This window comes from Micromonospora sp. WMMD714 (assembly GCF_029581315.1).
In the GTDB taxonomy this organism is placed as follows: domain Bacteria; phylum Actinomycetota; class Actinomycetes; order Mycobacteriales; family Micromonosporaceae; genus Micromonospora; species Micromonospora rifamycinica.
In genome coordinates this window covers 2630721-2656985 of the sequence record NZ_CP120744.1, presented here as the reverse complement: position 1 = coordinate 2656985, position 26265 = coordinate 2630721, and the positions used below count along the sequence as shown (strand labels likewise).

The window sequence follows — 26265 nt, the reverse complement described above, 5'->3', positions numbered from 1 at the left end:
CGCGTACCGGACCCCGGTGGGTTGCGTGCTCAGCCGGTCAATCCGGCCGCTCGACCAGGTGGTCCAGCTCGGCCGGCGGGAACGTGCCGGCGGGGAGCCGGTCCCGGGCCAGTCGCCGCACCGCGACCTGCACGGCGGCATTGGCCGGCGTGGGCACCCCGAGCCGCCGGCCGAGCTGCACGATCTCCCCGTTGAGGTGGTCGGCCTCGGTGGAGCCGGCCGCCCGGGCCAGGCTCTGCCAGGTCGAACTGCCGCTGCGCGGCTGCCCGTCTACCGGCCGGGTGCCGACCCGGTCACCCCGTTCGGCCCGTTCCTCGTCGTCGGAGGGGTGCGCGATGCCGGCGGCGGCGAGCACGGCGACGCCCTCGGCCCGGACCCGATCGACCAGCCGGCGGGGATGGTCCGCCCCGAACAGGGCCTGCACCCCGTTGCCGAGGTTGTTCAGCAGCTTGCCGTACTTCCAGCGCATCACGTCGTCCCGGACGGGGGCGACGAAGCCGGCGGCGGTCAGGTCGGCCGACACCGCCGCGTCGACCTCGTCGGCACCCGCCGGGTAGCGGCCCAGGTGCAGCATCCCCGGGTACGGGTGACCGCTGGCGATCACCACACCGGGGTCGAGGTGGGTCGCCGGCAGCCAGACGCAGACCGGATGGACGTGGGCGAACAGGCGCAGCGCGGTGGGTTCGTTCGCCACCCCGTTCTGCGCGGTGAACAGCGGAAGCCGCTCACCGGCCGTACCGCCCCCGGCGACCGGAGCGTCCGCCCAGGTGTCCAGGGCGGCCCAGGTGTGCTGCGACTTGACGGTGAGCACCAGCACGGTGTCGGCCGGCAGCGGCGCCGTCCCCGGCCCGTCCACCGCCGGCCCGTGCCAGGTCACCGCCCGGTCGGGGGTGCGCAGGGTGAGGCCCTGACGTCGGATCGCCGCCAGGTGCGGCCCACGGGCCACCAGCGTCACGTCGCGGCCGGCCTCCCCCAGCAGCACGCCGATGGTGCCGCCGACCGCGCCCGCCCCGATGATCAGGTATCGCATCCGCCGATTCTGCCCGGCGCCGGACGATCCGGCGACCTGGACCTGGTCACCGGGTCGTCCGGCGGCCTGGGCCTGGTCAGCGGATCGTCCGGCTACCTGGACCTGGTCAGCGCGGAAGGTCGGCTCCGGTGAGCAGGGGGCCGGCGAGCAGGGGGCCGGCGAGCAGGGCCGCGCCGACGGCGAGGGCGGTCAGGTTGACCAGCCCGAAGACGGTCACCCAGAGCAACGCCGGGAAGGGCGTCAGCCGGGCCAACTGGTCGGCGTCGGACTCGGGCATCCGGCCCCGGCTGCGCATCCGTCGCAGCTCGAACACCGGCCGGACCCCGCCGATCAGCAGGAACCACACCGAGGTCCAGGCGAACGCGGCCTGCACCTGCGGGCTGGCGTACCAGGAGACGAGGAGCACCACCCCGCCGGTGACCAGCAGGGAGAGCACCCCGAAGACGTTGCGGACCAGCAGCAGCAGGGCGAGCAGCAGGGCCACCGCGACCCAGAGCAGCAGGGTGATCCGGTTGCCGCCGAGCAGCCACGCGCCGGCCAGGCCGACCAGCGACGGGGCGACGTACCCCGCGAGCAGGGTGAGGATCATGCCGGGGCCGGTGGGGTGGCCGGCGCTGAGGGTGAGCCCGGAGGTGTCCGAGTGCAGCCGGATGCCGTGCAGCCGCCGCCCGGTGAGCAGCGCCGCCAGGGCGTGGCCGCCCTCGTGGGCGATGGTCACCGCGTTGCGGGCGATCCGCCAGGACGACCGGACCGCGACGACCACCAGCGCGGCCAGCGCGGTGAGCAGCACCAGCAGGGGCGGCGGGTCGGGTTGGGCGCTGAACAGCCGGTCCCAGAGGTCGCCCAGCCCGTCGATCGACACCATGGCCGGGGAGCCTACCCGTCGAACGGCCGACGACGCCCACCCGCGGCGACCCCACCGACCTGACCGGTTCAGATCAGCGCCCTCCGGGGTCGACAACCGTCGATGAAAGTTTTCTTAGGCCCCCTTGCGATCAAGGGCAGGAATCTCCAAGGATTGGCGTCAATCGATTGGCGTCCCTGGAGGAATCCATGACCCGTACCAGATTCTCGCTGCGCCGGTTGTTCGCCGCCGGTCTCACCGTGGCCGCCACCGCGGCCGCGGCCCTCGCCGTCACGGCCGCACCGGCGGCCGCCGCCACCACCGCCGGCGTCGACGTCTCCCACTACCAGGGCGCCATCAACTGGACCAGCGTCCGCAACGCCGGCGTCGAGTTCGCCTTCATCAAGGCCACCGAGGGATCGTCCTACAAGGACCCGAACTTCAACACCAACTACGTCAACGCCTACAACGCCGGGGTGATCCGCGGGGCGTACCACTTCGCCCGGCCGAACGTCTCCTCCGGCGCCACCCAGGCCGGCTACCTCGCCAGCAACGGCGGGGCGTGGTCGGCGGACAGCCGCACCCTCCCGGCCGCCCTGGACGTCGAGGCCAACCCGTACAGCGGCGGCACCTGCTACGGGCTGTCCACCACCGCGATGCGCAACTGGATCCAGGACTTCCTCAACACCTACCGCTCCCGCACCGGCCGGTACGCGGTCATCTACACCACCACTAGCTGGTGGAACCAGTGCACCGGGAGCTGGACCGGCCCGTGGGCCAACCACCCGCTCTGGCTGGCCCGCTGGGCGAGCGCGCCGGGCACCCTGCCCGCCGGCGCCTCGGTCTGGAGCTTCTGGCAGTACACCGCCACCGGCAGCGTCTCCGGGATCAGCGGCAACGTCGACCGCAACTACTGGAACGGCACCCGCGCCCGGCTGGTCGCGTTGGCCAACAACACCTGACCGTCGCCGTCCACGACGCGGCGGCAGCGGGACCGGTCACCCATCCTGCGGTGCCGACCGGTCCCGTTGCCGCCCGTCGTGCCGGCCGGTCGCCTTCCGGTCCGCCGGCTCAGGCGTTCCTGCGGCTGGTCAGCGGCATGGTCACCGGGTCCGCGCCGGTGGTCATCGTGGTCCGGCGGGTCAGCCGCCAGGCGGCGACCCCGGCGGCGGCGACCGTCACGACGGCGACCAGCGCGACCAGCACGGCCACGCCGGCGCTCACCAGCAGCAGGACGACATCGCCGAGGGCGACGAGCATCCACAGTGCCAGCCTGGGTCGGGCGTCCCTGCGTCGGTAACTCATCTCGCTACCTCCTTCCGTCGTCGGGTACACCGATACCCCGGACGACGGAAAGTCATGCGAAACGATTTCACCCCCGGCGGGAATCCCCCGGGATCAGTTCCTCCGGTCCGGCACGAACCGGCTGGTGATCAGGGCGAAGTTGTCGAGGTTGGCGTTCCAGTCCTTCGCCGCCACCTCCCAGCGGATCGCGAAGCCCCGGTTCGTGGCGGTGACGAAACCCCGGTTGCGGACGTGGATCCGGGTGTTGTCCCGGCTCTCCAACCAGTCCCAGTCGGCGCAGGTGCGGTAGCCGCCACACGCCTTGATGTCGAGGTACTGGTAGTTGCTGACGTAGCTGCTCCGGTTCGGCTCCTGCGCCTTCCAGTCGGCGACCGCGTCCTTCTTCGGGCTGGACGTCCACTGGATGAGCAGTTCCCGCACCCCACCGGGCTCGGTGATGGTCACCGAGTCGGACCGGACGCTGCGCCGCCAGCCCTTCGGCACCGGCACGCTGAACGTCGGCCCCGTGAACATCTCCCAGCCGACCGGCAGCGCGTTCGGATCCACCGAGGGGCTGGCCGACGGGCTGGGCGTGGGCGCGGCGCTGGTCGGCGGCGGAGCCGCCGGAGCCGACGTCGGGGCGGCGGAGGACGCGGCGACACTGGTCGGCGCGGCCGGTGACGGGCCGTCGTCCGGGTCGTCGGAGCGGGTCAGCAGCGGGACGGCCAGCGCCAGCCCCACCAGCAGCACCACGACCAGCGCGCCGAGCAGCAGGTTACGTCGCCGGTTGTCCGGCGGCGTCCCGTCGTACACCGGGACGGAGGCGACCCCGGCGGACCCGGCGGACGGGCCGACCGGCGCGTCCAGAACGGCGGTGGGGTTGCCCGGCGGGGGCGGATCGACCCGGGCCGGCGGGGCCACCGTGCCGGTCGCGGCGTCGGCGTCCGCCGGTGCGGCGACCACGCTGGTCGGCGAGCTGTCGGCCGGGTCCACCGAGCTGGTCGGCGCGGCTTCGGCCTCGGTCGGCGGGGTGACCTTCGTGGTGGGTCCGGCGTCCGCCCCGGCCGGGATCGTCGCCGTGGCGTCCCCGCCCATGGTGGGGGCGTCGGTGCCGACCGTCGCCGTGGCGTCGGTCGGGGCGGTACCGGCGGTGGTGGTCCGCGCGGCGGCGCTGTCGTTCGTGGCGGCGCTGTCCGACGCCGCCTTCGCCGCAGCTGCCTTCGCGGCTGCGGCTTTCGCGGCGGCGGCCTTCGCGGCCGCGGTGCCGGTGGCGGCCCCCGCAGCGGCCGCCAGTGACGACGAGATCTTCCCACCGGTGCCACCCTGCGCCGGCACCACCGGTGCGCGCGGCTCACGCGGACCGTTCGGCCCGGGGCGGCGTACCCCGTCGAGCAGTGAGATGCCCTTGGCCCGCTTGCCGGCGGCCCGCCGCAGCATGCGCTCCGCGACCTCGGCGGTGATCCGCTCGGTCGGGTCCTTGCGGAGCAGGCCGGTCAGCACCGGCTTCAGCGGGCCGGCGTTCCTGGCCGGCGGCAGCGGCTCGGTGGCCAGCGCGGCGAGCGTGCCGATCGCCGACGGCCGGGCGTACGGCGACTTGCCCTCCACCGCGGCGTAGAGCGTCGCCCCCAGCGACCAGAGGTCGGCCTCCGGCCCGGCGGTGCCGTCCCTGGCCCGCTCCGGCGCGATGTACGCGGGCGAGCCGAGCACCATGCCCGTCCGGGTGACGTTCGGATCGCCGGGGATGGTGGCCAGTCCGAAATCGGTCAGCACCACCCGGCCGTCGGTGCCGAGCAGCACGTTGCCCGGCTTGACGTCCCGGTGCATCACACCGGCCTTGTGGGCGGACTTCAGCGCGCCCAGCACGCCCAGGCCGATCTCCACCGCGCGGGCCGGGGACACCGGCCCGTCCTCGGCGAGAGTGTCCTGCAACGACCGCGACGCCACGTACTCCATGACGATCCACGGGTCGCCGTCGGTGCGCAGCACGTCGAAGATGCGGACCACGTTGACGTGGTTGAGCCGGGCGATGGCCCGCGCCTCACGCAGCGACCGCTCCCGCATCTCGCGGCGCTCGTCGTCGGTCAGGCTGGGCGGCGGGACGAGCTCCTTGATGGCCACGTCCCGGTGCAGCACCTCGTCGCGCGCCTTCCAGACCCGACCCATGCCACCCTGACCGAGCGGCGAGAGCAGCCGGTACCGGTCAGCGACGAGTTGGGAAGGCACGTCAGACATCGGTGAGACGGTACCCGGCCCCACGAAGGCACACACCGCCGGCACGCCACTGTGCGACGTGGGTCAACTTTCGCCGCGTACCCTGGCGGCATGTCTGCCGAAGAGCCGCTGTTCCGGGTCGTCCGGGGGAACCCGACCGCCGAGGAGCTGGCCGCCCTGGTGGGCGCGGTCCTGCTCCGTTCCCGGCCGACCGGCACACCCCCGCAGGTCACCCGCTCCGCGTGGACCAGCAGCGCCCGACCCGCCGGCGTGTCCCCGGTGGCCGGTCCCGGCGCCTGGCGCGCGTCCGGCCTGCCCCGCTGACGGTCGGCGCCGCCGATGGGGGCTGCCGGTATCGCCGGACAGCCACTAGCCTCACTCTGGGGGATGGCGTCGTTACATTCGGGAGGACCAGTGATCCCTGAGGAGGGCCGTCCAGCTTCCTGGCTCGGTGACTACGGCGGCATCGAGGCCGATATCCGACAGATGCGGGAGTTCGCCGATCAGCTCCAGACCGAGGTCGACCGGCACTACGCCCCGCACCTGCGCCACATCGCCGACGACATGACCGCCGCGGTGCCCAACCCGTGCGACGCGTTCATCGAGTTGGTGCACTTCCTCCAGGCACACTGGGAGACCCAGCAGGCCACCTCCGACCTGGTGCACGGCCTGGCCGGGGCCACCGGCCGGCTCGCCGCCGCCGCCAACCGGATCGCCGTCGACTACCAGGAGACCGACGCCTTCGCCGAGGCGCGGGTCACCGACGTCGAACGTGCCCTGCGCGGCGCGCAGGCCACCGGGTCCACCCTCGCCGCCCGCTCCCCGTGGACCGCCCCCGAGCCCAACAGCCCGGACAATCCGGGGCCGGTGGTCCTCCCATGATCGAACGCGGCGGTGGCCGCACGTCCGGGCTGACCGACTGGCACCTGATGGACGTGCTCAGCATGTGGGCCTGCCTCCAGGACCAGGAGACGCAGGGGCACTGGAAACACGTCGCCGGTTGGCGCAAGGTGTGCGACCTCGCCCAGACCCACCTGCGGCGGCTCCAGCAGTACCGCAGCGGCCTCGCCGAGGCGTGGCCGCCCGCCACGAACGCCGCCGCCCGCACCTACCTCGGCGAGCTGGACGAGCTGATCGGCAAGGTGCAGCGCACCCACGACACGGCCGCCGCCAACCACGACGCCCTCGCCGCCGCCGCCCGCGCCATCGACAGCGCCCGGCCGGAGATCAAGCGGCTGCACGACGACTACGCCCGGCAACTCCACCAGAAGCGAGGGTACGAAGCGACACTGGCCGATCCCAGGGCGGCGGCGGGCAGCCGGGTGGTGGACCCGCCGGTGACCGACGCGGACCTGGAGAAGTTGAACACGCAGGCGCGCGGGATCATGTTCGGACTCAGCGGCGAACTCCAACAAGCCCAGTCCATGCTCCAAAAGCCTCCCGTGGCGCGACCCGTGCCGAAGGTTGACGATGAGACTCGACCTTTTGTTGCGGGAGGCGAAGCAGGACCCCTTATTCCTCCAATCGTTCCTACGCCCATCGCGATTACACCGGAGACCAAGCGGTCGTCGTCACCCAACCGGGCAACTCTCCCTTCAGGGATTTCTGATATTGGACCAACCCTAGGTGGGGCTGGCTCAGCTACTAGCCCACCTACAGCCACTCCCACGCCACCAAATGCCAGCCCGGCAAGCCCGCCGCCCGGGAACCTCGGCCCAATGCCAAGTGGATCGCCGATAGGGCAACCACAAATGCGACATCCCTCCGGAACACCTACCCACAAAAGATTCCCGATCACTGGAATTAAAGGCGGCCCATCTCCCGAACTTCCTCGACCAACGCCTCCCGGCGGAATAATTGGCGGCACCCCGGGGGTAAATCTCGGGCCATTAAATAGCACTCCCTCGCCAAGGCGAGTAAATCCAATCGGCGGGATAATTGGAGGAGGTTCAGCTGGCACCGCCCCGACCGGCGCTGCGGGCACTCGGCCTGGCATCGGCCGGAGCGCTCAACCCGGCGGACTCCACGGATTGCCGCCGATTGGGGGAGCACCCACCTTCGGGACAAATCTTGGCTCAGGTATTCATGGCGACCGAAACCATCGCCGCGGCTCCAGCGAGCCGGGAGCGCGATGTTGGGACGTCGACAATCCTTGGGGTACAGACAAAGGCGTACCTCCGATTGTGCTCCCGCCAGAGGACGAAGGCCCGATTGATCCGGGTCCGACAATCGGCATCAATCGGTGACTCGGGGCATATTCTGCGGGATTTTTGCTTTGGCAGCGGTCGCAGGACTAACTACCATCCCTCAGAATTCGAACCATATTGATCATCACCGCACCCAGCAATGGCACCTGACATATCTCAATGCCTCGGCGGCTCAACAAATCAGTCAAGGAGCTGGTGTGGTAGTTGCAGTTCCGGACAGTGGAGTGGATCGCCATCCCGACCTGATCAGGAACCTACTACCAGGAGTAGATATAATCCGCGGCGGCGACGGCGATGGGAGAGAAGATCGAGACGGACATGGCACAGGAATGGCGGGATTAATAGCTGCACACGGGCAGAAAAACAATCGCGGAACTCTTGGCATTGCACCCCACGCCAAGATACTACCAATCTTCTACTCACCACCCCGCAAAGATGGCGATGTCGATGACCTAGCCGCAGGCATTGAGTACGCAACCGCAAAACATGCGGATATCATCAGCATTTCTGCCGTAGCAGAGGCTAGCGTGCGCCTCCAGCGGGCGGTAAGGGCTGCACTAAGCGCAAATATTGTAATTGTTGCAGCTTCAGGCAATAGGCCAAATTCGCCATCGGTGGGATACCCTGCCAGCGAAATTGGGGTCCTATCAGTAGGGGGAGTTGGACCCGACGGCAATCACGCGTCCATTTCTGTGAGCGGTCCGGAGATTGATGTCGTTGCTCCGGCGGTCGACATCTACAGCACCAGCATCGACGGCAAGTACCGCAAGGGCACCGGTACGTCCGATGCGACTGCGATCGTGGCCGGGGCTGCGGCGCTGGTCCGCTCGAAGTACCCCTATCTGCCCGCCGCCGAGGTCGTCCACCGGCTCACCGCCACCGCCGTCGACAAAGGTCCGCCGGGCCGCGACGACGAGTACGGCTACGGCGTCATCGACCTGGTGGCGGCGCTGACCGCCGACGTACCCCCGCTTGGTTTCGAGAGCGTGACGGCGGTGCCGCCGAGCGGCGTGACGAGCGCAGCCGCGCAGCCGGCCGGGGGTGACGGCGGCCGTGGTGCCGCCACCCGGGGGTGGGTCACGCTGGGGGTGATCGTGGCGGCCGGGTGCGGATTCCTGGTGTGGCGGCGACGCCGACGTGCCGACGATCCGCCGCCGCGGATCAGCCGGTAGCGTCGGCCCGTGCCCAACTCCATGCCGCTCCGCCTCGTGCTCGCCTCGCAGAGTCCCGCCCGCCGCAAGTTGCTGCACGCCGCCGGGATCGAACCCGACGTGCTGGTGAGCGGGGTGGACGAATCCCAGGTCGTCGCGGATAGGGCCGAGGACCTGTGCCTGGAGCTGGCCCGGATGAAGGCGCAGGCGGTGGCCGATCGGCTGCGCCCCACGCCGGACGAGCGCACGTTGGTGCTGGGTTGCGACTCCGTCCTCGCGTTCGACGGCGAGATTCTCGGCAAGCCGGCGGACGCGGCCGACGCGACCCGGCGCTGGGGACGGATGCGGGGGCGCTCCGGGGTGTTGCACACCGGGCACTGCCTGGTCGACGAGGTGCACGAGGCCCGCGTCGAGGCGGTGGCCTCGACCGTCGTGCGTTTCGCCGACGTCACCGACGAGGAGATCGCGGCGTACGTGGCCACGGGTGAGCCGTTGGCGGTGGCCGGGGCGTTCACCATCGACGGACTGGGTGGGGCGTTCCTGGACGGGATCGAGGGTGACCCGGGAACGGTGATCGGGTTGTCGTTGCCGCTGCTGCGTCGGCTGCTGGGTGACCTCGGGCTGAGCATCACGGACCTGTGGGCCAGGGTCGCGCCGGGAGCCCAGGAGATCCGGCCGCTGGGCTAACGTCCGGGTCATGACCTCGAAGTCGTTGCCGCTGACGCCGGAACTGCACGCCTATCTCGTCGCCCACGGCTCCCCGCCGGACGAGATCCTCCGCGACCTGGCCGAGGAGACCCGGGCCGTCCTGCCGGCGCACGCCGAGATGCAGGTGGCGCCGGAGCAGGCGGCGTTCCTCACCTTCCTGACCCGGTTGCTGGGGGCACGCCGGGCCGTCGAGGTGGGTACGTTCACCGGGCTGTCGTCGCTGGCCATCGCCCGTGGGTTGCCCGACGACGGTCGGCTGACCTGCTTCGACATCTCGGAGGAGTTCACCGGCATCGCCCGGTCGTACTGGCGGCGGGCCGGGGTGGCCGACCGGATCGAGCTGCGGATCGGCCCGGCCGCGGAGACGCTGCGGGAGCTGCCGCACGACCGGCACCTGGACTTCGCCTTCATCGATGCCGACAAGACCGGCTACCCGGTGTACTGGGCGGAGCTGGTGCCCCGGATGCGGCCCGGCGCGGTCATCGCGGTCGACAACACCCTGCGTGGCGGCCGGGTGCTCGCCCCGCGTGACGCCGCCGACCGGGCCATCGCGGCCTTCAACGACGAGGTGCTGGCCGACGTCCGTGTCGACGCGGTGATGCTCCCCCTCGCCGACGGGGTCACCCTCGCCCGGGTGCGCTGACCGCTCGACCTGGGGTCGGCTGCGGAGATCGGCTCCGCTGCGCCGATACAGCGGTGTCCGGCACGGGCAGACACCGCTGTATCGGCGACATTGAGTCGATCAAGGGCACCCGGGCGACGTGGCGGGCGGGTGGGCGCGGCTCCCCGTCAGCGGACGCTGCGGGCGAACTGCCGGGCCGCCCAGTAGACCCCGGCGGCGGCGAGCACCGTGATGATGGCCAGCCCCTGCCAGACCTTGTCGTTGCCGAGGTCACCGGCGAACAGTGCCCGGGTGCCGTCCACCGCCCAGGAGAACGGGTTCCACTCGGCGACCCCCTGCAGCCAGCCGGGGGCGAAGGTCAGCGGCAGCAGGATGCCGGAGAGCAGCAGCACCGGCTGGGCCACCGTGTTCATCAGCGGGGCGAGCGCGTCCTCGCTCTTGACCTTGAGCGCGACGCCGTACGAGACGGCCGAGGTCATCAGCGCGATCAGGGCCAGCATCAGGTACGCCAGGAGCAGGTCCACGATGAAGACCCGCAGGTCGAACAGGAGCGCCAGCAGGGTGATGATCACCGCCTGGACGAGGAGCGAGACGACGTCGCGCAGCGAGCGACCGAGCAGCAGGGCGAGCCGGCTGATCGGGGTGACCCGGGACCGCTCGATCACCCCGGCGCGCAGCTCGGCGATCAGGCCGAAGCCCTGGAACAGCCCGCCGAAGATGGCCAGCAGCACCAGCAGACCGGGTACGAAGATCTTGTACGCGGCGGCCTGGGTGGGCGCGTTCAGGGCCGGCTTGAGCAGCGGGGCGAAGAGCAGCAGGTACATCACCGGCTGGAAGACGCCGACGAAGACCCAGACCGGGTTGCGCAGCAGCAGTTGAAGTTGGCGTTGGAAGATCAGCCAGGTGTCGCGGGCGAATTTCATCCGTGGTCTCCGGGGTGTCTCAGGACTCGCGCAGCGAGCGGCCGGTCTTGGTGAGGAAGACGTCGTCGAGGCTGGGGCGGTGCAGCTCGATGGAGCTCATGACCAGCCCGGCGTGGTCGAGCCGGCGCAGGATCTGCGGGATGGCGGTGGCGCCCTCGTCGACGTAGAGACGCAGTCCGCCCTCGTCGACGGTCTCCAACTTGTTGAGGTACTCCTCGCTGTCGAGGAGCTGGGCGGCCTGCGGGGTGCTCGCCACGTCCAGGCCGACCAGCACGACGTCGCCGGAGATCTCCCGCTTCAGCTCGGCCGGCGTACCCTCGGCGACCACCTCGCCGTGATCCATGATCGAGATCCGGTCGCAGAGCGCGTCGGCCTCGTCGAGGTAGTGGGTGGTGATGAAGACCGTCATCCCCTCGGTACGCAGCCGGCGGATCTCGTCCCACATGTGCGCGCGGCTCTGCGGGTCGAGGCCGGTGGTCGGCTCGTCCAGGAAGACGATCTTCGGTTCGTGGATGATGCCGAGGGCGATCTCCACCCGCCGCCGCTGGCCGCCCGAGTAGGTCTTGCACTTGCGGTCGGCGTACTCGGTGAGCTGGAAGGCCTCCAGGGCGCGGACCGCGCGGCGGTGCGCCTCGGCCTTGCCGATGCCGTACATCCGGGCGTGCAGGACGAGTTCCTCGCGGGCGGTGCTCTCGTCCCAGGTGCTGCCGCCCTGGGCCACGTAGCCGATCCGGCGGCGCACCTCGGCCGGGTCCTTGCGCAGGTCGGCGCCGGCGATGACGGCCTCGCCCCCGTCGGGCTCGATCAACGTGGCGAGCATCCGCAGGGTGGTGGTCTTGCCGGCGCCGTTGGGGCCGAGGAAGCCGAAGATCTCCCCCGCCGGGACCTGGAGGTCCACCCCTCGTACGGCGTCCACCGTCTTCGTCTCCCGACCCTGCCGGGAGCGGAACGACTTCCGCAGCCCCCTGGTCTCGATCATTTCTGCTCCTGGTCGTCCGGGCCGGGTCGTGCCGGCCGCTCTCTGCCCCGAGGCACCGTGCGGCGCACTCCCCACCATCGGGTCGGGAGCAGGCTAACGCGATATAGCTTCTATGGTCAACTTTGATTATTGCTTTTCCGTTCGGCCGGCGGACCACCATCGGTCCAGCCGGGCCAGACGTCCGGCCCCGTCAGCCCAGCAGGCAGGTACGACACCCCCGAATCGATCCGCTCGGCGATCCGCCCGCACCACGCCACCTCCGCCTCGGCCCGCGCCATCCACAGCTCGAACATCCAGGCCACGTGCACCGGCCTGCTGTTGCGTGCCCAGTCGGAGTCCAACGAGGCACGCATCCACTCGACACCGGCACGCAGCAGGTTCGCCCGGTTGCGCAGCGCTGCCGCCGCCTCCTCGCGGGGCATCGCCGGCAGGAACGAGAAGGCCGCCGCGAACGGGTCCGGCACCTCGTGCAGCCGCCACCACTGCGCCCGCAGCAACGTCTCGAACTCCTCGTCTCCCTTGGGCGTCACCTCGTACGTGGTACGCGCCGGACGGGCACCGACCTGCTCGGTGGCGACCGTCCGTAACAGCCCCTCCTCGGTCAGCTTGCGCAACGCGTGGTAGATCGAGCCGGGCTGCACGTTCGCCCACTTGTCGGCACCCCAGCTCAACAGTTCGCGGCGCACGTCGTAGCCGTGTACGGGCTGCATCCACCGAACCAGCCCCAGGATCATCATCCGAGTCGCAGACACCGCACGAGCGTAATAGCCAAACTTGACTAACCCTCGGCGTGGACAGTGCGGCATCCCACACTGAGTGATCGTTAGGGGTGCTTCCGACCGGCCGATACACTCCCCAGTCAACGACCCCGGGAGGAGCACCAGGTGCGCAAGGTTCTCATCGCCAACCGCGGCGAGATCGCCGTCCGCGTCATCCGGGCCTGCCGCGACGCCGGGCTGGACAGCGTCGCCGTCTACGCCGACTCCGACCGGGACGCCCTGCACGCCACCCTCGCCGACGAGGCGTACGCCCTGGGCGGCGACACCGCCGCCGACAGCTACCTGCGGATCGACAGGCTGATCGAGGTGGCCCGGCGGTCCGGCGCGGACGCCGTACACCCGGGCTACGGCTTCCTCTCCGAGAACGCCGACTTCGCCCAGGCCGTCATCGACGCCCGGCTGACCTGGATCGGCCCCACCCCGCAGGCGATCCGCGACCTCGGCGACAAGGTGACCGCCCGGCACCTCGCCCAGCGGGCCGGCGCACCCCTGGTCCCCGGCACCCCCGACCCGGTGGCTGACGCCGCCGAGGTGACCGCCTTCGCCGTCGAGCACGGCCTGCCGGTCGCCATCAAGGCCGCCTTCGGCGGCGGCGGGCGCGGCCTCAAGGTGGCCCGCACCCTGGAGGAGATCCCGCACCTGTTCGAGTCGGCCACCCGGGAGGCGGTCGCCGCGTTCGGCCGGGGCGAGTGCTTCGTCGAGCGCTACCTCGACCGGCCCCGGCACGTGGAGGCGCAGGTCCTGGCCGACCAGCACGGCAACGTGGTCGTGGTCGGCACCCGGGACTGCTCACTCCAGCGCCGGCACCAGAAGCTGGTCGAGGAGGCCCCGGCGCCGTTCCTCACCGCCGCGCAGCGTGCCCAGATCCACGACAGCGCCAAGGCGATCTGCCGGGAGGCCGGCTACCACGGCGCCGGCACGGTCGAGTACCTGGTGGGTGGGGACGGCACCATCTCCTTCCTGGAGGTGAACACCCGGCTCCAGGTGGAACACCCGGTCACCGAGGAGACCGCCGGCGTCGACCTGGTCCGTGAGCAGTTCCGGATCGCCGACGGCGAGAAGCTGCGCCTCACCGAGGATCCGACCCCGCGCGGGCACGCCATCGAGTTCCGGATCAACGGCGAGGACCCGGGCCGCAACTTCCTCCCCGCCCCGGGCGTCATCACCGCGCTGCGCCTGCCCAGCGGTCCCGGCGTCCGGGTCGACACCGGGGTACGGGCCGGGGACGTGATCGGCGGCAACTTCGACTCGCTGCTGGCCAAGGTGATCGTCACCGGCGAGACCCGCGCCGAGGCCGTCGAGCGGGCCCGCCGGGTGCTCGACGAGATGGTCGTCGAGGGGATGGCCACCGCGCTGCCGTTCCACCGCCTCGTCGTACGGGATCCGGCGTTCACCACCGAGCCGTTCACCGTGCACACCCGGTGGATCGAGACCGAGTTCGACAACACCGTCCCGGCGTTCACCCCGACCGCCGCCCCCGCCGAGACGGCGGCGGCACGCGAGACCGTCGTGGTCGAGGTGGGCGGCAAGCGGCTGGAGGTCACCCTCCCCGCCGGCCTTTCCGGGGGTACGACCACCGCCGCGCCGACCGCCCGGAAGCCGGCCCGCCGGGGCGGCGGCGCCAACGCCGGCGCGACGGTCAGCGGCGACGCGCTCACCTCCCCCATGCAGGGCACCATCGTCAAGATCGCCGTCGCGGACGGGGACACCGTCGCCGAGGGGGACCTGGTCGTCGTCCTGGAGGCGATGAAGATGGAGCAGCCGCTGCACGCCCACCGGGCCGGCACGGTCGCCGGGCTCACCGCCGAGGTCGGCGCGGTGCTCACCGCCGGCGCGGCGATCTGCACCATCACCTGAACCGCCCGGCTGCCCCGCCGTACACCTGCCACCCCCCCGCGCCGGTCACCGGCATCGCGTCGTCGGCATCCGGTCACCGGCATCCCGTCGCCGGCGGCATCCGGTCGTCGGACGACTCCGGCCGTACCCCGTGGTGAACCGGTGGGTCGGCACCGGCCTCCCGCCGCCGGACGGCCCCGGCCCCGGCCTCGTCGGGAACCGGTGGCCCGCCGCCGGGCAGTCCTGCCGCGGTGGGTGGTCCGGGCCACCGACGGGCGGCGGGAGGGACCGGGACCGGGAATGATGGTCGGGTGAGGTTCCTTCATGGCGCGGTGCCCGCGCACGACCTGACCTACAACGACGTCTTCATGGCGCCGAACCGCTCCGAGGTGGGTTCGCGGCTCGACGTCGACCTGGCCACCGGCGACGGCACCGGCACCACCATCCCCCTGGTGGTGGCGAACATGACCGCGGTGTCCGGTCGGCGGATGGCCGAGACGGTGGCCCGGCGCGGCGCGATCGCGGTGATCCCGCAGGACATCCCGATCGACGTGGTCGCCACCGTGGTCGACTGGGTCAAGCAACGGCACCTGGTGCACGACACCCCGATCACGCTCGGCCCGACCGACACCGTCGGTGACGCCATCCACCTGCTGCCCAAGAAGTCCCACGGTGCGGTGGTGGTGATCGACGAGGCCGGCCGGCCGGTGGGGGTGGTCACCGAAGGTGACACCCACGAGGTGGACAGGTTCGCCCAGCTCCAGCACGTGATGTCCACCGAGCTGCACACCGTGCCGGCCGACGCGGACCCGCGTACCGGATTCGAGCGGCTCAACGCGGGACGGCGGCGGCTGGCCCCGGTGGTGGACGCCGACGGCCGCCTCGTCGGGGTGCTCACCCGGCAGGGCGCGCTGCGCGCCACCCTCTACAAGCCGGCCGTCGACGACCGGGGACGGCTGCGGATAGCCGCCGCGGTGGGCATCAACGGAGACGTCACCGGCAAGGCCGAGGCGCTCCTCGCGGCCGGGGTGGACACGCTGGTGGTGGACACCGCCCATGGGCACCAGCATCGGATGCTCGCCGCCCTGCGGGCGGTGCGCAAGCTCGACCCGCCGGTGCCGGTGGCGGCCGGCAACGTGGTCACCGCCGAGGGGGTACGCGATCTGGTCGAGGCGGGCGCGGACATCGTCAAGGTCGGCGTCGGACCGGGCGCGATGTGCACCACCCGGATGATGACCGGGGTCGGCCGACCGCAGTTCTCGGCGGTGCTCGACTGCGCGGCGGCGGCCCGCGCCCTCGGCCGGCACGTCTGGGCCGACGGGGGCGTCCGGCACCCCCGCGACGTGGCGCTGGCGCTGGCCGCCGGGGCGTCCAACGTGATGGTGGGCTCCTGGTTCGCCGGCACCTACGAGTCCCCGGGCGACCTCTACACCGAGCCCGACGGCCGCCGCTACAAGGAGAGCTTCGGGATGGCCTCCTCGCGGGCGGTCAGTGCGCGGACCGCCGAGGACAGCGCCTTCGACCGGGCCCGGAAGGCGATCTTCGAGGAGGGCATCTCCACCGCGCGGATGTACCTGGATCCGACCCGCCCCAGCGTCGAGGACCTGATCGACGAGATCGTCTCCGGGGTACGCAGCGCCTGCACCTACGCCGGCGCCCGCACCCTGGACGAGTTCCACGAACGCGCCCTGGTCGGCGTCCAGAGCACCGCCGGCTACACCGAAGGCATGCCCCTCCCCACCAGCTGGTAACCCCACCCCTGCGCTCCGCCTGCGCCTGCGCCTGCGCCTGCGCGAGTTGATCAAGAGCTTTACGTCACCCCGCCCGCCCAGCCATGCCCCAAACCTCTTGATCACCGATACCAGAGCCGTCGGCGCCGGGTGATCAAGAGGTTTGGGGCAGCTCTGAGCAGGTGGGTGACGCAAAGCTCTTGATCACCCGTTCACACCGGGCGGGCGAGGCGGCGATCAAGAGGTTTGCGTCAGGTTTGGGCGGGTGGGGTGACGTAAAGCTCTTGATCAACCCGTGCGGGCAGGGTGGGGTGGGGAGGGAGGGGGCGGGGGAGGGAGGGGGGAGGGGGACGGGAAGAGGCGGCGGATGACGGTGCGGGCGGCGATGCGGGGGTCGGCCTCGACGTCGGGCGGCAGCGCACCGGAGAGCCAGAGCGTGGCGAAGCCGTGCACGATCGACCAGGCGGCCAGCGAATCCGTCCGCGAGCCGTCCGGGTCGGCACGGTCCGGCGGTAGGGCCGCCACCCCGACGTGCAGCGAAGCGCCGGCCCGTTCCCGGGCCGCCCGCACCTCGGGGGCGTCGGCGCGGTAGAGGTCGGGGCGGAACATCACCTCGAAGTGCGCCCGGTGGCGGACGGCGAAGTCGACGTACGCCACCCCCACGTCGAGCAGGTCGTCCCCGGCCGCGGACAGGGCGGCGGCCAGCAGGTCGAACCCCTCGACGGCGAGGGCGGTGAGCAGCCCCGCCTTGTCACCGAAGTGGTGGGTGGGGGCGGCGTGCGAGACGCCGGCGCGGCGGGCGAGGTCGCGCAGGCTGAGCGCCGCCGGGCCGGACTCCTCGATCGCCGCCACCGCCGCCGCGAGCAGGGCGCGTGGCAGGTCGCCGTGGTGGTAGGCGCGGGTGTCGGTCATGACACCGAGCATATCTTTACGTTGACAAGACGGCCATTCCTCCAGCTATCTTGTCAGCATAAAGATTTGCACCCGAGGAGGCCCGCATGGTTCCGTTGATCGCTCTGCTCGTCGGCACCGCCGCCGCGCGCCTGGCCGGGCTGGCCGGCGTGGCCGCGCTCGACGGCTGGCACCCCGCGCTCCGCGTCGGGCTGGCACTGCTGTTCGTGTTGACCGGCTTCGCCCACTTCACCTCACCCCGCCGGGAGGACCTGATCGCCATGGTCCCGCCACGCCTGCCCCGCCCGGGCGGTCTGGTCACCGTCACCGGGGTGCTGGAGTTGGCCGGGGCCGTGGCGTTGCTGGTCCCGGTCACCGCCCGACCGGCCGCCGCCGCCCTGGCACTGTTGATGGTGGCGATGTTCCCCGCCAACGTCTCGGCGGCCCGGCGCGGTCTGACGCTCGCCGACCGACCCGTCACCCCGCTCGGACCGCGCACGGTGTTGCAGATCGGGTACGTCGCAGTGGCCCTGACCATTTCGTTTGGCCCCTGACGGTCCGGGGGCTAACATACTGACCGTGCAGATGGAACCACTGCCCGCATATCCGGACGTGCTCCGCGGCGTGCCACTCGGCCGGCTGCTGTCGGTCGCCGGGCATCTCGTCGACCAGCACTGGGGTCGCTACCTCGCCGAGCACCACGGCCTGACCCCGGCCGGGATGCGGGTGCTGTTCACCCTCACCCATCTCGACGACGCCACCCACCGGGACGTGGCCGACCGCTGTTTCGTCCGGCCCGCCACCCTCACCGGGATCATCGACACCCTGGAACGGGACGGCTTCGTCGAGCGCCGCCGCGACGACGCCGACCGACGCACCGTCCGACTGGCGCTGACCGACAAGGGGCGCGAGCGCACCCAGGCCCTGGTCGACCAGATGCACACCGCCACCCCGCTCACCTCCGTCGACGCTGATCCGGCCCGGCGCGCGGTGATCCGGGATTTCCTGATCGAGGTCATCACGACCATGTCCGACGGGGAGGACAAGAGGTTGACAACACAGCACCAGGGAACGACCGACCCGAGGCCCGGGAGCCATCCGTGCTGATCAGTCTGTTGCGCCGCTACCTGCGGCCCTACCACCGGCCGCTGGGCCTGGTGGTGCTGCTCCAGTTCGTCGGCACGATGGCGTCGCTCTACCTGCCGAGCCTCAACGCCGACATCATCGACCTGGGGGTGGCCCGGGGCGACACCGACTACATCATCCGTACCGGTGGCTGGATGCTGGTGGTCAGCCTGGTGCAGATCGCCTGCTCGGTGGCGGCGGTCTACTTCGGCGCCCGCACCGCGATGGCCTTCGGCCGGGACCTCCGCTCGGCGATCTTCGGGCAGGTCAACCGCTTCTCCGCGCGGGAGGTCGCCCACTTCGGCGCCCCCTCGTTGATCACCCGCAACACCAACGACGTGCAGCAGGTGCAGATGCTCGTGCTGACCAGCTGCACCATGCTGGTCGCGGCCCCGATCATGAGCATCGGCGGGGTGGTGATGGCGCTGCGGGAGGACATCGGCCTGTCCTGGCTGATGCTGGTCAGCGTGCCGGTGCTCGCCGTCACGCTCGGGCTGGTCATCCGCCGGATGGTGCCCGGCTTCCGGCTCATGCAGACCCGGATCGACACCGTCAACCGGGTGCTCCGGGAGCAGATCACCGGCATCCGGGTGGTCCGGGCGTTCGTCCGGGAACCGTACGAGACGCAGCGGTTCGGGGTCGCGAACGCCGATCTCACCGCCACCGCCCTGCGGGTCGGCCGGCTGATGGCGCTGATCTTCCCGGTGGTGATGCTGGTGCTCAACGTCTCCAGCGTCGCCGTGCTCTGGTTCGGCGCCCAGCGGGTCGACTCCGGGCAGATCCAGATCGGCGCGCTGACCGCCTTCCTGGCGTACCTCATGCAGATCCTGATGGCGGTCATGATGGCCACCTTCATGCTGATGCTGGTGCCCCGCGCGGCGGTCTGCGCCGAACGCGTCGCCGAGGTGCTGGACACCGAGTCCTCGGTGGTCCCGTCGACCACCCCGGTCACCGACGTCGACGGGCACGGCGAGCTGGAGCTGCGCGGCGTCTCCTTCCAGTACCCGGGGGCCAGCGCGCCGGTGCTGCACGACATCTCGTTCCGGGCCACCCCCGGCCGAACCACCGCCGTGATCGGATCCACCGGCGCCGGCAAGACGACCCTGTTGACCCTGATCCCCCGGCTGGTCGACCCGACCGCGGGCCAGGTGCTGGTCGACGGGGTCGACGTCCGGGACCTCGCCCCGGAGGAGTTGTGGCGGCGGATCGGCCTGGTGCCGCAGAAGCCGTACCTGTTCACCGGCACGGTGGCGAGCAACCTGCGGTACGGCAACCCGGACGCCACCGACGACGAGCTGTGGACGGCGTTGGAGATCGCCCAGGCCCGCGACTTCGTGGCCCAGATGTCCGGCGGGCTGGACGCCCCGATCGCCCAGGGCGGCACCAACGTCTCCGGCGGGCAACGGCAACGCCTGGCCATCGCCCGCGCGCTGGTCCGCAAACCGGAGATCTACCTCTTCGACGACTCGTTCTCGGCGCTCGACCTGGGCACCGACGCCCGGTTGCGGGCCGCGTTGCGCCCGGTCACCGCCGAGGCCGCAGTGGTGATCGTGGCCCAGCGGGTGTCCACGATCATCGACGCCGACCAGATCATCGTGCTGGAGGACGGGGGTGTGGTCGGAATGGGCCGACACGACGAACTGCTCGACGACTGCCCGACGTACGCCGAGATCGTGGCGTCCCAGCAGACCACGGGGGTGCCGGCATGACCGCCGTACCCGAGCAGAAGAAGGCCCCGGAGGCGACCACGCCGCAGCGGCTGCCCACCGCCGCCGGCCGGCGCGGTGGCGGCCCGCCGTGGATGAGCGCCGCCATGCCCGCGGAGAAGTCGATGAACTTCGGGCCGTCGGCCCGCCGGCTGCTCCGCCGGCTGCGGCCGCACCGGGTGACGCTGACCGGCATCATCACCCTGGCCGTGGCCAGCGTCGGGTTCAGCGTGATCGGCCCGAAGATCCTCGGCCACGCCACCGACATCATCTTCGCCGGGGTGCTCGGCCGGCAGCTTCCTCCCGGCACCACCGTCGACCAGGCGGTGGCCGGGATGCGGGCCGCCGGCAACGACAACCTCGCCGACATGCTCGCCCGGATGGACGTGGTCCCCGGGGCCGGCATCGACTTCGACGCCCTCGGCCGGACGCTGCTGTTCGCGCTCGGCCTGTACGTGGCGGCCAGCCTGCTGGCCTGGTGGCAGGGCTGGCTGCTCAACGGGGTGGTGCAGGCCACCGTGCTGCGGCTGCGCGCCGAGGTGGAGGAGAAGCTCAACCGGCTGCCGCTGCCCTACTTCGACCGGCAGCCCCGGGGCGAGCTGCTCAGCCGGGTCACCAACGACATCGACAACATCTCGCAGACCCTGTCGCAGACGCTCAGCCAACTGCTCACCTCGCTGCTGACCGTGGTCGGCGTCCTGGCGATGATGTTCTGGATCTCGCCGCTGCTGGCGCTGGTCGCGCTGATCGCGGTGCCGCTGTCGGTGATCGTGACGCAGCGGATCGCCAAGCGGTCACAGCGCAAGTTCATCGCCCAGTGGACGCACACCGGTGAGCTGAACGGCCAGATCGAGGAGGCGTTCACCGGCCACGAACTGGTCAAGGTCTTCGGCCGCCAGCCGGAGGTCGAGGCCAGTTTCCACGCCAAGAACGAGGAGCTGTTCCGGGCCAGCTTCGGCGCGCAGTTCATCTCCGGGATCATCATGCCGGCGATGATGTTCATCGGGAACCTCAGCTACGTGGCGATCGCCGTGGTCGGTGGGCTGCGGGTGGCGTCCGGGTCGATGAGCCTCGGTGACGTGCAGGCGTTCATCCAGTACTCGCGGCAGTTCACCCAGCCCCTCACCCAGGTCGCGTCGATGGCGAACCTGCTCCAGTCCGGGGTGGCCTCCGCCGAACGGGTCTTCGCCGTGCTCGACGCCGACGAGCAGAGCCCCGACCCGGCCGCCCCGACCCGGATCGCCGCACCGCACGGCCGGGTCGAGTTCGAGAACATCTCCTTCCGGTACGACCCGGACAAGCCGCTGATCGACGACCTCTCCCTGGTCGCCGAGCCCGGCCACACCGTGGCGATCGTCGGCCCCACCGGCGCCGGGAAGACCACCCTGGTCAACCTGGTGATGCGCTTCTACGAACTGGACGCCGGGCGGATCACCCTGGACGGGGTTGACATCACCACGCTGCGCCGCGACGACCTGCGCGGCCGGATCGGCATGGTGCTCCAGGACACCTGGCTCTTCGGCGGCACCATCCGGGACAACATCGCCTACGGCCGCCCGGACGCCACCGAGGAGGAGATCCTCGCCGCCAGCCGGGCCACCTTCGTGGACCGGTTCGTCCGCAGCCTCCCCGACGGGTACGACACCGTCATCGACGAGGAGGGCAGCAACGTCAGCGCCGGTGAGAAGCAGCTCATCACCATCGCGCGGGCGTTCCTCGCCGAGCCGTCGCTGCTGATCCTGGACGAGGCCACCAGCTCGGTGGACACCCGTACCGAGGTGCTGTTGCAACGGGCGATGGCGGCGCTGCGCTCCGACCGGACCAGCTTCGTCATCGCGCACCGGCTCTCCACCATCCGCGACGCCCACCTGATCCTGATGATGGAGAACGGCCGGATCGTCGAGCAGGGCACCCATCAGCAGCTGCTCGCCGCGCGGGGGGCGTACCACCGGCTCTACCAGGCGCAGTTCACCGCCGCGGTGGTCGACGACGAGGCCGTGCCGGCACCGGCGGCCGCGGCACCGGCCCGGGGCTGAGCGTCGCACCGACCGGGGCGGGACCGGGGGCGTCGCTCCCGGTCCCGCCCCGCACCGGTCAGCGGGCCGGGAGCAGCTCGGCCGAGCGGGCCGCGACCACCGCGCCGATCAGCCGCACCGCGTCGTCCACCGGCATCGGGTCGAGGCTGCGGCCGTCGCGCAGGCGCAGCGCCACCGCGTCGCCGGCCGCCTCCCGGGCACCGACCACCCCGATGTACGGCACCCGGCGGCGGGCCGCGTCACGGATCCGGGCACCCAGCGAACCGGTGGCGTCCACCTCGACCCGCAGCCCGGCGTCGACCGCCCGGCGGGCCAGCCGGGCCACCGCCCCGGCCTGCCCGGCGGGCCCGGCGTCGACCGGCAGGAGCAGCAGCTGCACCGGGGCGTACCAGGGCGGGAACGCGCCCTGGTGCACCTCGATCAGGTAGGCGAACAGCCGCTCCATGCTCCCGACCAGACTGCGGTGCACCAGCACCGGCCGCCGCCGGTCGCCAGCCGGACCGGTGTACGACAGGTCGAACTTCTCCGGCTTGTCGAAGTCGAGCTGCACGGTGGAGAGGGTCGACTCCCGGCCGGCCGCGTCGACGACCTGAATGTCGATCTTCGGACCGTAGAAGGCGGCCTCGCCGGGGGCCTCCTCGTGGGCCACCCCGTCGAGCGCGGCACGCAGCAACTCCTCGGCGCGGGCCCAGGACGCGTCGTCCCCGACGTACTTCGCCCCCGGCCCGCGCAGCGACAGCCGGAACCCGGACGGGCGGACGCCGAGCGCGGCGTGCGCCTCCCGGATCAGCCGCAGGATCTCCCGGACCTCGTCACCGACCTGCTCCAGGGTGCAGAAGTTGTGCGCGTCATTGAGCGAGATGGCCCGCACCCGGGACAGCCCGCCGAGCACACCGGACCGCTCCGCCCGGTACATCCCGCCCAGCTCGCCGACGCGCAGCGGCAACTCCCGGTAGGAGCGGCCCCGGGCGCGGTAGACCAGTGCGTGGTGCGGGCAGAGCGCCGGCCGGAGCACGAACTCGTCGTCGGCGCTCAGCCGCATCGGCGGGAACATGTCGTCGGCGAAGTAGCCGAGATGCCCGGACAGCGCGAACAACTCCCGCTTGCCCAGCGGCGGGGAGTAGACGTGCTGGTAGCCGGCCCGGCGCTCCACCTCGCGGAGGTACTCCTCGACGGCGTGCCGGGCCGCCGCGCCGGCCGGCAGCCAGATCGGCAGCCCGGCCCCCGCCAGCGGATCGGAGACGAACAGGTCCAGCTCCCGGCCGAGCCTACGGTGGTCGATCATGTCGCGCTCCTTGATCGGGTACGACCCGGAGGCGACCTGCCCCGAACGCCAGAAGGCCCCGGGCGGATCGCCCGGGGCCTCGTCGACGGTGAACGTCAGTGCGGCATGCCGGGATCTCCCGGCGTCGTGGTCACCACGGCACTGCGCATACCGGCCACGGTACGACCCCGGCGACGCCCCGGGCGAACGCTTTACCGCCGACCGGCCTCCGGCGCTTGGCCCGGCGTGGTCCGGCGCGGCGCAGTCTGGCCCCGCGCGGCCCGACGCTCGGCCCGCGCCGGCCCGGTCAGCGCTTCTCGCAGGCGACCTTGTCCTTGTCCCGGTCCAGGTGGGTGTTCTTCGCGTATACCGAATCCGACACGGTGAAGTTCGTGACCGGCTTGGTGCTGCCCCGGACCTTGTCCTTCGCGCCCTTCTTGCCCACCCCGTGCTTGTACTTCTTGTTCAACGCGGTGCAGTTCTTGTACTTCGTCGCCGCAGCCTCGGCCGGGCCGGTCACGACGACGAGGGTGCTGCCGAGCGCGAGGGTCACGGCGAGCGCGCCCCGCACCAGGGTGGATAGCATCTGCGAGCCTCCGGAAGGAATGTCGGTTGAGCCCGGAACGCTAGCCGGGCGACACCGGCGAGCGGGGTGTCGTGTCCCCGGGCCGACAGCCGGTGTGTCCGAACGACGATCACCGGTCGGCCGATTGCGGCACGACACCGCGCGGGCGGCAGCGACGTGTCGTACCAACCCGCCCCGACCACCGCCAGAAAGGGGAGGATGCCGCTCGGTGAGCCAAACGGCGGGGTGCATACCGGTCAACCCTCGACCCACTCAAACATGGGGACCGCGATGGTACGGGTGGGCAGCTTCGGGAGCCTGTCGGCTTCGCCATCGGACGAGCCGACACCTCCACAACGGTGGTACGCAGAGCGGACTGACTATGCAATGCTGGGTGCAGCCGGATGGCGTACGGGGAGGAGGGGCATGGACGACATCAGGTTCACGGAGGGAATCCTGAACCTGGCCCAAGCCGCACGTCATCTGCGGGTCCCGAGGCAGACGTTCCACCGTTGGGCGCGCGGCTACCCTCGGGGTGGTCCGCTGTTGCACGTCATTGACGAACGCGGCGACGTACTGCCGGTCACGTTCATCGCCCTAGCGGAGGCGCACGTTCTGGAGGCGCTACGGACGGCCGGCGTAGTGCCACAGAAGATCCGCCCTGCGCTGAAGGAGCTGCAACGCGAGTTCGGGCGGGAATACGTCCTGGCAGCCCCCGAGCTGGCCACGGACGGTATCGACGTGCTCTGGGACTTCAGTAAGAGCCGCGCAGGTGAGGGCCTGATCGTGGGCGGCACGAACCAGCATGTGATCAAAGAGATCGTGGCCGATCACATGGAGTACATCGCGTTCGACAGCAACGACGTTCCCGAGCAGCTGACGCTGGCCAGTTGGCAGCCGGCGAAGGTGGTCGTCAACATGCGCCGTTCGTTCGGCCAGCCCATCTTCGCGGACACTGGCACTAGGGTGGCCGACGTCGCCGGCATGATAAAGGCGGGTGAGAGCGCTGAGACAGTCGCGGGCGAGTTCGGCATCTCCCCCTTCGAAGCACGAGCCGCCGCACGCATCCTTCTGGGCCGCGCCGCCTGAGTTCTACATCGACGAGAATATGCATGGCCGGACACTGCGCCGGTTCATCGCCGACCTCGGATATCTGGTACACAGTCCGGCGTCAATCTTCGGACGGGAGCGTCTGGAACAGGGCCTTCGGGACGAAGACTGGCTACCTGTGATCGGTGCCCACGGCTGGGTTGTGTTTGGCCGTGATCAGAATATTCTCAAGCGGGAGGTCGAGCTACGGGCACTGCTCGACGCCAAGGTACACATGTTCCTCTTTCCCGGTGACGTTCCCCGGCAGGGGATCATCGAGCTGGTGCAGGCCAATCTGGGCGAAATCTGCACGCTGGCGTCCGCCCGCCGGCCGAGTGTCTACTGGCTACGTCCCGATCGGGTGGTCAGCTACGAGCAGCGCCAAGGGGAGCTGGCCCGCCGACGCCCTCGCTGACACCGATCGCGCGCTGACACTACCGCTCAAGCGGGCTGCCTGAGCATCGCGTCGACCCGCATTTCTCAGTTTCTCATCTCCTTACTCCCTGCGGTAGCTCTTGGGCTCTCGCCTCTCCCCCGTGGCTTCGGAACAGTTCGCCTAACCCTCGTCACCCTCGGCCACAGGGTGAGGGTGACCGGTGTGTGGCTATCCATGTCGCCGGGAATCGTGATCAAGGTTCGGCAGCATGGGCCGGCCTCCGGCCGCCAGTATCATGCGGGGATGGGTAGGTTCCTCGCACTCTTCAACGGCGCGGCTGATGAGGCCGGCAAGGCCGAACTCACCGAACAGCAGCAAACGGAGTTCATCCACGCCTGGGCGTCATGGGCGCAGGCCAACGAGAGGGCTCTCGTCGATCCCGGCAGTCCGTTGTACGCGAAGAAGCTGGTCACGGCGCAGGGGGTCGAGGACTTTACCGACGCCATGACCGGTTACACCATCGTGGAGGCGGACTCGCACGATGAGGCAGTGCGGATCTTCTCCGGACATCCGCACCTGGGGCTGTTCGCCGGAAACTCGATCGCGGTCGTCGAGTGCCCACCTCCGCCCGGCTGACACTTCCGCTGGCGACGCCGACGTCGATCGTTCGGCAACGTCAATGGTCGGTCGTTGGCCGGCGACGGCGATACGGTGGAGTCACCTTTCCGCGGCAGAATCGACGGCCAGAATGATCAACAGGTACGACCCGGGACCGGCCGGTACCGTGGCTCCGGCTGGAATCCGGTGACCTCCGGTGCGACGCCCCGACCCTGAGCGTCACCCCCCGGTGCGGCCGGGGCGGAGATTAGGAGGGTCGCCGGCACGGGACCTGCCGGCGACCCACGGCGG

Annotated in this window: 25 protein-coding genes; 15 read left to right on the top strand and 10 right to left on the bottom strand. The window is 71.0% G+C overall.

The window, feature by feature from the left end:
- Positions 1-37: 37 nt before the first annotated feature.
- On the bottom strand, positions 38-1030 hold the full coding sequence (locus O7625_RS11930) for a 2-dehydropantoate 2-reductase N-terminal domain-containing protein (protein WP_282345895.1): 993 nt from the start codon (positions 1028-1030) through the stop codon (positions 38-40).
- Positions 1031-1136: 106 nt separating this feature from the next.
- A complete protein-coding gene (locus O7625_RS11925) occupies positions 1137-1895 on the bottom strand; it encodes a M50 family metallopeptidase (protein ID WP_282345894.1) in 759 nt (252 codons plus the stop codon).
- Positions 1896-2083: 188 nt separating this feature from the next.
- Here O7625_RS11925 and O7625_RS11920 point away from each other — a divergent pair, with 188 nt between their 5' ends.
- Positions 2084-2836, top strand: a complete 753-nt coding sequence (locus tag O7625_RS11920) for a GH25 family lysozyme (RefSeq protein WP_282345893.1) — start codon at positions 2084-2086, stop codon at positions 2834-2836.
- A 109-nt stretch (positions 2837-2945) separates the two neighbouring features.
- Here O7625_RS11920 and O7625_RS11915 read toward each other — a convergent pair whose 3' ends face one another.
- Positions 2946-3179 carry a hypothetical protein gene (locus tag O7625_RS11915; protein ID WP_282345892.1) on the bottom strand — a complete coding sequence of 78 codons (234 nt, stop codon included), beginning with the start codon at positions 3177-3179 and terminating at the stop codon, positions 2946-2948.
- Between the two features lie 93 nt (positions 3180-3272).
- Positions 3273-5390, bottom strand: a complete 2118-nt coding sequence (locus O7625_RS11910; RefSeq protein WP_282345891.1) for a serine/threonine-protein kinase — start codon at positions 5388-5390, stop codon at positions 3273-3275.
- A gap of 90 nt (positions 5391-5480) precedes the next feature.
- On the opposite strand from O7625_RS11910, the gene O7625_RS11905 reads away from it, so the two are divergent.
- From O7625_RS11905 to O7625_RS11880, 5 genes are all read left to right on the top strand, one after another.
- Positions 5481-5693 (top strand): acyl-CoA carboxylase subunit epsilon, encoded by a 213-nt coding sequence (locus tag O7625_RS11905; protein WP_282345890.1) that lies wholly within the window; start codon positions 5481-5483, stop codon positions 5691-5693.
- A gap of 90 nt (positions 5694-5783) precedes the next feature.
- Entirely contained in the window at positions 5784-6251 is a 468-nt protein-coding gene (locus O7625_RS11900) for a hypothetical protein (RefSeq protein WP_067302910.1), read from the top strand.
- Positions 6252-7611: 1360 nt separating this feature from the next.
- The gene (locus O7625_RS11890; RefSeq protein ID WP_282345884.1) at positions 7612-8748 is read left to right on the top strand and encodes a S8 family serine peptidase; all 1137 of its coding nucleotides are present in this window, start codon (positions 7612-7614) and stop codon (positions 8746-8748) included.
- 9 nt (positions 8749-8757) lie between these two features.
- On the top strand, positions 8758-9414 hold the full coding sequence (locus O7625_RS11885; RefSeq protein WP_282345880.1) for a Maf family protein: 657 nt from the start codon (positions 8758-8760) through the stop codon (positions 9412-9414).
- Between the two features lie 10 nt (positions 9415-9424).
- The gene (locus tag O7625_RS11880; protein WP_067302913.1) at positions 9425-10078 is read left to right on the top strand and encodes an O-methyltransferase; all 654 of its coding nucleotides are present in this window, start codon (positions 9425-9427) and stop codon (positions 10076-10078) included.
- Positions 10079-10224: 146 nt separating this feature from the next.
- Here O7625_RS11880 and O7625_RS11875 read toward each other — a convergent pair whose 3' ends face one another.
- The 3 genes from O7625_RS11875 to O7625_RS11865 all read right to left on the bottom strand — a co-directional run bounded on the left by O7625_RS11875 (position 10225) and on the right by O7625_RS11865 (position 12696).
- Positions 10225-10980, bottom strand: coding sequence for an ABC transporter permease (locus O7625_RS11875; protein ID WP_067302917.1), 756 nt, complete (start codon positions 10978-10980; stop codon positions 10225-10227).
- A 19-nt stretch (positions 10981-10999) separates the two neighbouring features.
- Entirely contained in the window at positions 11000-11959 is a 960-nt protein-coding gene (locus O7625_RS11870) for an ATP-binding cassette domain-containing protein (RefSeq protein WP_282270954.1), read from the bottom strand.
- Between the two features lie 116 nt (positions 11960-12075).
- Positions 12076-12696, bottom strand: a complete 621-nt coding sequence (locus tag O7625_RS11865) for a PadR family transcriptional regulator (RefSeq protein WP_282346919.1) — start codon at positions 12694-12696, stop codon at positions 12076-12078.
- Positions 12697-12843: 147 nt separating this feature from the next.
- Between O7625_RS11865 and O7625_RS11860 the strand changes: the two genes are divergently transcribed.
- Positions 12844-14595 carry a biotin carboxylase N-terminal domain-containing protein gene (locus O7625_RS11860; RefSeq protein WP_282345877.1) on the top strand — a complete coding sequence of 584 codons (1752 nt, stop codon included), beginning with the start codon at positions 12844-12846 and terminating at the stop codon, positions 14593-14595.
- A 290-nt stretch (positions 14596-14885) separates the two neighbouring features.
- Entirely contained in the window at positions 14886-16325 is a 1440-nt protein-coding gene (locus O7625_RS11855; protein ID WP_282345875.1) for a GuaB1 family IMP dehydrogenase-related protein, read from the top strand.
- A 267-nt stretch (positions 16326-16592) separates the two neighbouring features.
- Here O7625_RS11855 and O7625_RS11850 read toward each other — a convergent pair whose 3' ends face one another.
- Complete coding sequence (locus O7625_RS11850) at positions 16593-17216, bottom strand: TetR/AcrR family transcriptional regulator (RefSeq protein WP_282345873.1); 624 nt, start codon at positions 17214-17216, stop codon at positions 16593-16595.
- A gap of 86 nt (positions 17217-17302) precedes the next feature.
- Between O7625_RS11850 and O7625_RS11845 the strand changes: the two genes are divergently transcribed.
- From O7625_RS11845 to O7625_RS11830, 4 genes are read left to right on the top strand one after another with little or no spacing between them, the layout of a single operon-like run.
- Entirely contained in the window at positions 17303-17749 is a 447-nt protein-coding gene (locus tag O7625_RS11845) for a DoxX family membrane protein (protein ID WP_282345871.1), read from the top strand.
- Between the two features lie 31 nt (positions 17750-17780).
- Positions 17781-18302, top strand: a complete 522-nt coding sequence (locus tag O7625_RS11840) for a MarR family winged helix-turn-helix transcriptional regulator (RefSeq protein WP_282346917.1) — start codon at positions 17781-17783, stop codon at positions 18300-18302.
- Positions 18296-20029 (top strand): ABC transporter ATP-binding protein, encoded by a 1734-nt coding sequence (locus tag O7625_RS11835; RefSeq protein ID WP_282345869.1) that lies wholly within the window; start codon positions 18296-18298, stop codon positions 20027-20029. Before O7625_RS11840 ends, O7625_RS11835 begins: the two co-directional genes overlap by 7 nt.
- Complete coding sequence (locus tag O7625_RS11830) at positions 20026-22062, top strand: ABC transporter ATP-binding protein (RefSeq protein WP_282345867.1); 2037 nt, start codon at positions 20026-20028, stop codon at positions 22060-22062. Before O7625_RS11835 ends, O7625_RS11830 begins: the two co-directional genes overlap by 4 nt.
- 58 nt (positions 22063-22120) lie before the next feature.
- On the opposite strand, the gene thrS is transcribed toward O7625_RS11830, so the two are convergent.
- Together thrS and O7625_RS11820 are read right to left on the bottom strand one after the other, a co-directional pair.
- On the bottom strand, positions 22121-23347 hold the full coding sequence (thrS, locus tag O7625_RS11825; protein ID WP_282345866.1) for a threonine--tRNA ligase: 1227 nt from the start codon (positions 23345-23347) through the stop codon (positions 22121-22123).
- Positions 23348-23633: 286 nt separating this feature from the next.
- Complete coding sequence (locus tag O7625_RS11820) at positions 23634-23912, bottom strand: excalibur calcium-binding domain-containing protein (protein ID WP_282345865.1); 279 nt, start codon at positions 23910-23912, stop codon at positions 23634-23636.
- Positions 23913-24317: 405 nt separating this feature from the next.
- On the opposite strand from O7625_RS11820, the gene O7625_RS11815 reads away from it, so the two are divergent.
- The 3 genes from O7625_RS11815 (at position 24318) to O7625_RS11805 (ending at position 25992) form a co-directional block, all read left to right on the top strand.
- Positions 24318-24980: a DUF433 domain-containing protein gene (locus tag O7625_RS11815; protein ID WP_282345864.1), complete on the top strand. Its 663-nt coding sequence runs from the start codon at positions 24318-24320 to the stop codon at positions 24978-24980.
- Positions 24889-25395: a hypothetical protein gene (locus tag O7625_RS11810; protein WP_282345863.1), complete on the top strand. Its 507-nt coding sequence runs from the start codon at positions 24889-24891 to the stop codon at positions 25393-25395. The genes O7625_RS11815 and O7625_RS11810 overlap by 92 nt, the downstream gene beginning before the upstream one ends.
- A 264-nt stretch (positions 25396-25659) precedes the next feature.
- Positions 25660-25992: a hypothetical protein gene (locus O7625_RS11805; RefSeq protein WP_282345862.1), complete on the top strand. Its 333-nt coding sequence runs from the start codon at positions 25660-25662 to the stop codon at positions 25990-25992.
- Positions 25993-26265: the final 273 nt, after the last annotated feature.

What these genes read in the sequence shown, in the direction of transcription:
- O7625_RS11930 (WP_282345895.1), bottom strand. Translation starts at nt 1,030, where the DNA reads ATGCGATACCTGATCATCGGGGCGGGCGCGGTCGGCGGCACCATCGGC.
- O7625_RS11925 (WP_282345894.1), bottom strand. Translation starts at nt 1,895, where the DNA reads ATGGTGTCGATCGACGGGCTGGGCGACCTCTGGGACCGGCTGTTCAGC.
- O7625_RS11920 (WP_282345893.1), top strand. Translation starts at nt 2,084, where the DNA reads ATGACCCGTACCAGATTCTCGCTGCGCCGGTTGTTCGCCGCCGGTCTC.
- O7625_RS11915 (WP_282345892.1), bottom strand. Translation starts at nt 3,179, where the DNA reads ATGAGTTACCGACGCAGGGACGCCCGACCCAGGCTGGCACTGTGGATG.
- O7625_RS11910 (WP_282345891.1), bottom strand. Translation starts at nt 5,390, where the DNA reads ATGTCTGACGTGCCTTCCCAACTCGTCGCTGACCGGTACCGGCTGCTC.
- O7625_RS11905 (WP_282345890.1), top strand. Translation starts at nt 5,481, where the DNA reads ATGTCTGCCGAAGAGCCGCTGTTCCGGGTCGTCCGGGGGAACCCGACC.
- O7625_RS11880 (WP_067302913.1), top strand. Translation starts at nt 9,425, where the DNA reads ATGACCTCGAAGTCGTTGCCGCTGACGCCGGAACTGCACGCCTATCTC.
- O7625_RS11875 (WP_067302917.1), bottom strand. Translation starts at nt 10,980, where the DNA reads ATGAAATTCGCCCGCGACACCTGGCTGATCTTCCAACGCCAACTTCAA.
- O7625_RS11870 (WP_282270954.1), bottom strand. Translation starts at nt 11,959, where the DNA reads ATGATCGAGACCAGGGGGCTGCGGAAGTCGTTCCGCTCCCGGCAGGGT.
- O7625_RS11865 (WP_282346919.1), bottom strand. Translation starts at nt 12,696, where the DNA reads ATGATGATCCTGGGGCTGGTTCGGTGGATGCAGCCCGTACACGGCTAC.
- O7625_RS11850 (WP_282345873.1), bottom strand. Translation starts at nt 17,216, where the DNA reads ATGACCGACACCCGCGCCTACCACCACGGCGACCTGCCACGCGCCCTG.
- O7625_RS11845 (WP_282345871.1), top strand. Translation starts at nt 17,303, where the DNA reads ATGGTTCCGTTGATCGCTCTGCTCGTCGGCACCGCCGCCGCGCGCCTG.
- O7625_RS11840 (WP_282346917.1), top strand. Translation starts at nt 17,781, where the DNA reads ATGGAACCACTGCCCGCATATCCGGACGTGCTCCGCGGCGTGCCACTC.
- O7625_RS11830 (WP_282345867.1), top strand. Translation starts at nt 20,026, where the DNA reads ATGACCGCCGTACCCGAGCAGAAGAAGGCCCCGGAGGCGACCACGCCG.
- thrS (WP_282345866.1), bottom strand. Translation starts at nt 23,347, where the DNA reads ATGATCGACCACCGTAGGCTCGGCCGGGAGCTGGACCTGTTCGTCTCC.
- O7625_RS11820 (WP_282345865.1), bottom strand. Translation starts at nt 23,912, where the DNA reads ATGCTATCCACCCTGGTGCGGGGCGCGCTCGCCGTGACCCTCGCGCTC.
- O7625_RS11815 (WP_282345864.1), top strand. Translation starts at nt 24,318, where the DNA reads ATGGACGACATCAGGTTCACGGAGGGAATCCTGAACCTGGCCCAAGCC.
- O7625_RS11805 (WP_282345862.1), top strand. Translation starts at nt 25,660, where the DNA reads ATGGGTAGGTTCCTCGCACTCTTCAACGGCGCGGCTGATGAGGCCGGC.